This window comes from Salmonella sp. 741265055_HSA (genome assembly GCF_046569525.1).
Lineage (GTDB): Bacteria > Pseudomonadota > Gammaproteobacteria > Enterobacterales > Enterobacteriaceae > Salmonella > Salmonella enterica.
This window is the reverse complement of the sequence record NZ_JBKFSQ010000068.1, coordinates 1-6,650: the sequence shown is the minus strand read 5'-3', so window position 1 is coordinate 6,650 and position 6,650 is coordinate 1. Positions and strand designations below refer to the sequence as shown.

6 protein-coding genes are annotated in these 6,650 nt (G+C 55.1%); 4 read left to right on the top strand and 2 right to left on the bottom strand.

Going from position 1 to position 6,650, the window contains the following annotated elements; translation table 11 throughout:
• Positions 1 to 79: 79 nt before the first annotated feature.
• Entirely contained in the window at positions 80 to 841 is a 762-nt protein-coding gene (gene cysZ, locus ACLD4K_RS21585; protein ID WP_000255008.1) for a sulfate transporter CysZ, read from the bottom strand.
• A gap of 231 nt (positions 842 to 1,072) precedes the next feature.
• On the opposite strand from cysZ, the gene zipA reads away from it, so the two are divergent.
• The 3 genes from zipA (at position 1,073) to ACLD4K_RS21570 (ending at position 4,366) form a co-directional block, all read left to right on the top strand.
• Complete coding sequence (gene zipA / locus ACLD4K_RS21580) at positions 1,073 to 2,059, top strand: cell division protein ZipA (protein WP_000983126.1); 987 nt, start codon at positions 1,073 to 1,075, stop codon at positions 2,057 to 2,059.
• Between the two features lie 71 nt (positions 2,060 to 2,130).
• Complete coding sequence (gene ligA, locus ACLD4K_RS21575; RefSeq protein WP_411012477.1) at positions 2,131 to 4,146, top strand: NAD-dependent DNA ligase LigA; 2,016 nt, start codon at positions 2,131 to 2,133, stop codon at positions 4,144 to 4,146.
• A gap of 1 nt (position 4,147) precedes the next feature.
• A complete protein-coding gene (locus ACLD4K_RS21570; protein WP_001519708.1) occupies positions 4,148 to 4,366 on the top strand; it encodes a DUF3820 family protein in 219 nt (72 codons plus the stop codon).
• On the opposite strand, the gene ACLD4K_RS21565 is transcribed toward ACLD4K_RS21570, so the two are convergent.
• On the bottom strand, positions 4,363 to 5,361 hold the full coding sequence (locus ACLD4K_RS21565; RefSeq protein ID WP_000765569.1) for a bile acid:sodium symporter family protein: 999 nt from the start codon (positions 5,359 to 5,361) through the stop codon (positions 4,363 to 4,365). The genes ACLD4K_RS21570 and ACLD4K_RS21565 overlap by 4 nt on opposite strands.
• 89 nt (positions 5,362 to 5,450) lie before the next feature.
• Here ACLD4K_RS21565 and ACLD4K_RS21560 point away from each other — a divergent pair, with 89 nt between their 5' ends.
• Positions 5,451 to 6,377, top strand: a complete 927-nt coding sequence (locus tag ACLD4K_RS21560; protein WP_108638519.1) for a LysR family transcriptional regulator — start codon at positions 5,451 to 5,453, stop codon at positions 6,375 to 6,377.
• The last annotated feature ends 273 nt before the right edge of the window (positions 6,378 to 6,650 follow it).

The window sequence follows — 6,650 nt, the reverse complement described above, 5'->3', positions numbered from 1 at the left end:
TGTCCGTGTCCAAACTGGCTGCGCCAATAACGCCTGGTGGGATAGGCTCTAAGCCATCTCTTATTTATACATTTTTACGTTATTTCCATAACGCGTGTTTAGCACGCCAGCAATCAACCCACATTGCCGTCGCGCCACAGACGGCGACAGGCATAATGAACAGGTTAAGCACCGGAATCATCGTAAAGAGGCTGGTGAGCGCGCCAAATTGCATATTCGCCACCTTCTGCGTGCGCAACGCGGCGCGCATCGTTTTAAACGGCACTTTGTGGTTATCAAACGGGTAGTCGCAATACTGGATCGCCAGCATCCAGGCGCTGAACAAAAACCACAGCACCGGCGCGATGGTTTGGCCAATGCCAGGAATAAAATAGAGAACCAGCAGCACGATAGCGCGCGGCAGATACCACGCCAGCTTTTGCCATTCACGTTTCATAATGCGCGGTACATCTTTCATGATGCCGAGTATGCCGGTATCTGGCGGCGTTGCGCCGGTTAACCGCGCCTCAAGCTGTTCGGCTAAAAGGCCGTTAAACGGCGCGGCGATCCAGTTGGCGAGGGTAGAGAAAAAATAGCCAAAGACCAGCAGAACAGAGATAACCGCAATCGGCCACAGCAGATAGCTCAGCCATTGCAGCCAGTCCGGCACATGACTCATCAACGAAGGTATCCAGGCGTCAAGCTGGGTAAACAGCCACCAAAATGCGCCGCCCATCAGCACAATGTTGACCAGCAAAGGTAAAATAACAAAGCGGCGGATTCCCGGTAGGGTGACTAACTTCCATCCTTGCGAGAAATAATAGACGCCGCTACGTGGTACGGTTGTGGATGATGAAACCATATTCAGGACATACTCCTTTTTCTTAAAGCCCTGGGTAAACGTGGGATATCTTACCCGGTTATCAGACGGTGGATAGTTCGGAAATGTTCGAAAAAACAGCAAAAAGCACATTTTCCTTCATCTTTATGCTGCGAAAGCCAACAGTACACTTGCACTTGACGTAATCGGCAAATACTCTTAGTGAGTAAATGTTTGCCGTGGTGGCAAGGTGTTAGAACAACAGAGAATATAATGATGCAGGATTTGCGTCTGATATTAATCATTGTTGGCGCGATCGCCATAATCGCTTTACTGGTACATGGTTTCTGGACCAGCCGTAAAGAACGATCTTCTATGTTCCGCGATCGTCCACTAAAACGCATGAAATCGAAACGCGACGACGACTCGTATGACGACGATGTCGAAGAAGACGAAGGCGTGGGTGAAGTTCGTGTTCACCGCGTAAATCATGCCCCCGGCCAGTCGCAGGAGCATGATGCCCCTCGTCAGTCGCCGCAACACCAGTACCAGCCGCCTTATGCGTCTGCGCAACCGCGTCCAGCGGCGCCGCCGCAGCCGCAAGCGCCGATGCAACAGCCGGTTCAGCAACCGGTCCAACCTGCGCCGCAGCCTCAGCAGGTTCAGCCATCTGCGCCGCCGGTACAGCCGCCGCAACAGCAGCCTGCACCGCCGTCGCAAGCGCCGCAGCCTGTTGCGCAGCCCGCGCCGCCGCCATCAGCGCAAACCTTCCAGCCTGCGGAACCTGTGGTTGAGGCGGAACCGGTAGTGGAAGAAGCGCCGGTTGTGGAAAAACCGCAGCGTAAAGAGGCGGTCATCATTATGAACGTCGCGGCCCATCATGGCAGCGAGCTTAATGGTGAAGTGTTACTGAACAGTATTCAGCAGTCAGGCTTTAAATTTGGCGATATGAATATTTTCCATCGTCATTTGAGCCCGGACGGCAGCGGCCCGGCCTTGTTCAGTCTCGCGAATATGGTCAATCCGGGAACGTTCGATCCTGAAATGACGGACTTCACTACGCCTGGCGTCACTATCTTTATGCAGGTACCGTCTTACGGCGATGCGCTGCAGAATTTCAAGCTGATGCTGCAATCCGCGCAGCATATCGCTGATGAGGTCGGCGGCGTCGTGCTGGATGACCAGCGTCGGATGATGACGCCGCAGAAACTGCGCGAATATCAGGACCGCATCCGCGAGGTGATGGACGCTAACGCCTGAGGTTAACGCAGGTGTGACATTTTTAACGTAACCCCCGCCTGTCGGGGGTTTTTTATCATTGATGGTGTGATATGGAACCAATCGAACAACAACTGACAGAACTGCGAACCACGCTTCGCCATCATGAATATCTGTATCATGTGATGGATGCGCCGGAGATTCCCGACGCCGAATATGACCGCCTGATGCGGGAACTGCGAGAGCTGGAGGCGCAACGTCCGGACCTTATCACGCCGGATTCGCCCACGCAGCGCGTTGGCGCGGCGCCGCTGACGGCATTCAACCAGATTCGCCATGAAGTACCGATGCTGTCGCTCGATAACGTATTTGATGAAGAAAGCTTCCTGGCGTTTAACAAGCGAGTGCAGGATCGTCTAAAAAGCACGGAAAATGTCATCTGGTGCTGCGAACTAAAACTGGATGGCCTGGCGGTCAGCATTCTGTATGAAAACGGCGTGCTGGTGAGCGCTGCGACGCGTGGCGACGGCACCACCGGTGAAGATATCACTTCAAACGTGCGCACGATTCGCGCCATTCCGTTAAAGCTGCACGGCGATAACATTCCGGCGCGTCTTGAAGTTCGCGGAGAGGTATTTTTACCGCAGGCCGGGTTTGAAAAGATCAATGAAGACGCGCGCCGCACTGGCGGCAAAGTGTTTGCTAACCCGCGTAACGCGGCGGCGGGCTCGTTGCGTCAGCTCGATCCGCGTATTACGGCGAAGCGACCGCTAACATTTTTCTGCTACGGCGTCGGTATTCTGGAAGGCGGCGAGTTGCCGGATACGCATCTGGGACGGTTGCTGCAATTTAAAGCGTGGGGGTTACCGGTCAGCGATCGCGTGACGCTGTGCGATTCTCCCCAGGCGGTACTGGATTTTTATCACAACGTCGAAAAAGATCGCCCCACGCTCGGTTTTGATATCGACGGCGTGGTGATTAAGGTCAACTCGCTGGCTTTGCAGGAACAGCTGGGCTTTGTGGCCCGCGCGCCGCGCTGGGCGGTGGCGTTTAAATTCCCTGCTCAGGAGCAGATGACTTTTGTGCGCGATGTTGAGTTTCAGGTCGGGCGCACCGGGGCGATTACGCCGGTGGCGCGTCTGGAACCGGTTCAGGTGGCTGGTGTGCTGGTCAGCAATGCCACGTTGCATAATGCCGATGAAATTGAACGGCTTGGCTTGCGCATTGGCGATAAGGTGGTTATCCGTCGGGCAGGCGATGTGATCCCTCAGGTGGTCAACGTGGTTCTGTCCGAACGCCCTGAAGAGACGCGTCCGATTGTGTTTCCAACGCACTGTCCGGTGTGCGGATCGGACGTAGAGCGCGTTGAAGGCGAAGCCGTTACCCGTTGTACCGGCGGGCTGATTTGCGGCGCGCAGCGTAAAGAGTCGCTGAAGCATTTTGTGTCGCGCCGGGCGATGGATGTAGACGGGATGGGCGATAAGATCATCGACCAACTGGTGGAAAGGGAGTATGTCCATACGCCAGCGGATCTGTTCCGTCTGACGGCGGGTAAACTGACCGGCCTGGACCGAATGGGACCAAAGTCCGCGCAAAATGTTGTTAACGCGCTGGAAAAAGCCAAAGCGACGACCTTTGCGCGTTTTCTCTATGCGCTGGGCATCCGTGAAGTGGGTGAAGCGACGGCGGCGGGGCTGGCGGCTTATTTCGGCACGCTGGAGGCGCTGCAGGCCGCCACCATTGACGAGTTGCAGAAAGTACCTGACGTGGGGATTGTGGTCGCTACGCACGTCTTTAACTTTTTTGCCGAAGAGAGTAATCGTGATGTGATTGGGCAGCTACTGGCGGAAGGGGTTCACTGGCCCGCGCCGGTAGTCATTAATGTGCAAGAGATCGATAGCCCGTTTGCCGGTAAAACCGTGGTACTAACCGGTAGCCTGAGCCAGATGTCCCGCGATGACGCTAAAGCGCGTTTAGCGGCGCTGGGCGCGAAAGTGGCAGGCAGCGTATCGAAGAAAACCGATCTGGTGATTGCCGGTGAAGCGGCGGGTTCGAAACTGGCCAAAGCGCAGGAACTGGGTATTACCGTGATTGATGAAGCGGAAATGATCCGCTTACTGGGTGTCTGAGATGGAAAAAGAGCAGTTGGTTGAAATTGCCAACACCGTGATGCCGTTCGGCAAATATCAGGGACGTCGATTGATCGACCTTCCGGAAGAGTATTTGCTGTGGTTTGCCCGTAAAGATCAGTTTCCGGCGGGTAAACTGGGGGAGTTGATGCAAATCACGCTGCTGATTAAAACCGAGGGGCTGACGCAACTGGTGCAGCCCCTGAAACGCCCGCTTTAAGCTTTCGCGGCGCGGCTTTCCTGCTGCGCCTGTAGCTTCTCGGTCTGGCGTTTGTAGCGCCGCGCCAGCCCCGCGCAGACCATCAGTTGGATCTGGTGGAAGATCATCAGCGGTAATACCATCATACCCAGCACTGACGTCGGAAACAGAATATTGGCCATCGGGATCCCGTTGGCCAGGCTTTTTTTCGAACCGCAGAAAACAATAGTGATTTCGTCGGCTTTATTGAAGCCGCATTTACGGGCGACAAAGACGTTAATGGCGATGACGATCGCCAACAGTATGAGGCTGACCACGACGATAAACAGCAGCGATCCCCAGCCGACTTTGTGCCAGATGCCGTTGACCACCGCTTCGCTGAACGCCGAGTAGACCACCAGCAGAATAGAGGTCTGATCCGTTTTCGCGATCCACTTTTTGTTGCGCGCGACCCAGTTGCCGATCCACGGGCGAGACAGGTGTCCCAGCACAAAAGGCAGCAGCAGTTGCAGCATAATTTTGCCCACCTCTTCCAGACTGCCCTGCGCGCCATGAATATTCATTACCAGACCGACCAGCAGCGGCGACAGGAAAATGCCCAGCAGACTGGACGCAGACGCTGAGCACACCGCGGCCGCGACGTTACCGCCCGCGAGTGAAGTAAACGCAATCGCAGACTGCACGGTGGCGGGCAAAATACACAGATACAGAAAGCCGCTGTAGAGCATAGGGTCGACATTGACAGGCGCCCACCAGGCAAACAGTACGCCGAGGACAGGAAAGAGCACAAAAGTGCTGCACATGACCCACAGATGCAACCGCCAGTGGCTGCCGCCAGCGATGATCGCTTCACGCGAAAGCTTCGCGCCATGCATAAAAAACAACAGAGCGATGGCCGCTGTTGTAATACCTTCAACGACAGGCACAAAGCCGCCTTCCGCCGGGAAAAAAGAGGCCAGTAGTACCACGGTGATAAGTGTCAGCGTGAAAGGGTCAAGGATACGAAAAAGTTTCATAAAAACTCCTGAAAGTCGGTGCAGCTATTTTGCGTTTTTCGCTTTGAGAAATAAAATTGATTTATTGCATCTATATATGAATCTAGTCGATGAACTATTCACTGCGTCAACTGCGTATTTTTATTACCGTCGCCCAGGCCAAAAGTTTCAGTCGGGCAGGGGACAGGATTGGACTGAGCCAGTCTGCGGTCAGTCATAGCGTAAAAGAGCTGGAGCGGCAAACCGGCGTCAGACTGCTGGATCGCACTACGCGTGAGGTGGTGCTGACCGAGGCGGGGCAACAACTGGCGACGCGTCTGGAGCGGGTGCTTGATGAACTGAACAGCATACTGCGCGATGCAGGCAGAGTAGGGACACAATTAACCGGCACCGTGCGCGTTGCCGCGAGCCAAACCATTTCTGCGCATCTTATTCCGCAATGCATTGCCCAAAGTAATTCACTTTATCCCGCTATTGATTTTGTATTGCACGATCGTCCGCAGCAGTGGGTGCTGGAGAGCATCCGCCAGGGAGAAGTGGATTTTGGCATCGTTATCGATCCCGGCGCAGCGGTGGATTTACAGTGTGAAGCCATCTTATCAGAGCCTTTTTTACTGTTGTGTCGCCAGGATCATCCGCTGGCGCGTCAGGAATGGGTAAGCTGGCAGGATCTTAAACAGGCGTCGCTGGTCTTACAGGATTATGCTTCCGGTAGCCGACCGCTGATTGATGCGGCGCTGGCCCATTTTGCTATTGAGGCGGATATCGTGCAGGAGATTGGTCACCCGGCCACGCTGTTTCCAATGGTGGAAGCGGGAATCGGCATCAGCGTGCTGCCCGCGCTGGCGTTACCGCTCCCGCAGGGCAGCCACTTACAGGTTAAACGGCTGACGCCTATAGTTGAAAGGCAGCTCATGCTGGCGCGGCGAAAAAACCGATCGCTCTCCACGGCGGCGCAGGCGTTGTGGGACGTGGTGCGCACCCAGGCCAGCGAATTAACCGCCGCGAGGGCGAAAGATCCGCTGTATCAGCTATAGACGGTAAGCGGGCCAGTAGTGTTTTTGCGGTATTTATGCCGGGTGGCGGCTTCGCCTTATCCGGCCTACGCGTGCGGTGTCGTCTGCGCCGGATGGCGACTAACGTCTTATCCGGCCTACGCGGCGGTGTCGTCTGTAGGCCTGATAAGCGCAGTGCATCAGGCAAGACCCGAACATATCGCAGATAGCAAAAAAGCGCCTTTAGGGCGCTTTTTTACATTGGTGGGTCGTGCAGGATTCGAACCTGCGACCAATTGATTAAAAGTCAACTGC

Bases quoted from the DNA above. Each gene is read 5' to 3' on its own strand.
- ACLD4K_RS21565 (WP_000765569.1), bottom strand. From the start codon at position 5,361: ATGAAACTTTTTCGTATCCTTGACCCTTTCACGCTGACACTTATCACC.
- ACLD4K_RS21570 (WP_001519708.1), top strand. From the start codon at position 4,148: ATGGAAAAAGAGCAGTTGGTTGAAATTGCCAACACCGTGATGCCGTTC.
- ligA (WP_411012477.1), top strand. From the start codon at position 2,131: ATGGAACCAATCGAACAACAACTGACAGAACTGCGAACCACGCTTCGC.
- cysZ (WP_000255008.1), bottom strand. From the start codon at position 841: ATGGTTTCATCATCCACAACCGTACCACGTAGCGGCGTCTATTATTTC.
- zipA (WP_000983126.1), top strand. From the start codon at position 1,073: ATGATGCAGGATTTGCGTCTGATATTAATCATTGTTGGCGCGATCGCC.
- ACLD4K_RS21560 (WP_108638519.1), top strand. From the start codon at position 5,451: ATGAACTATTCACTGCGTCAACTGCGTATTTTTATTACCGTCGCCCAG.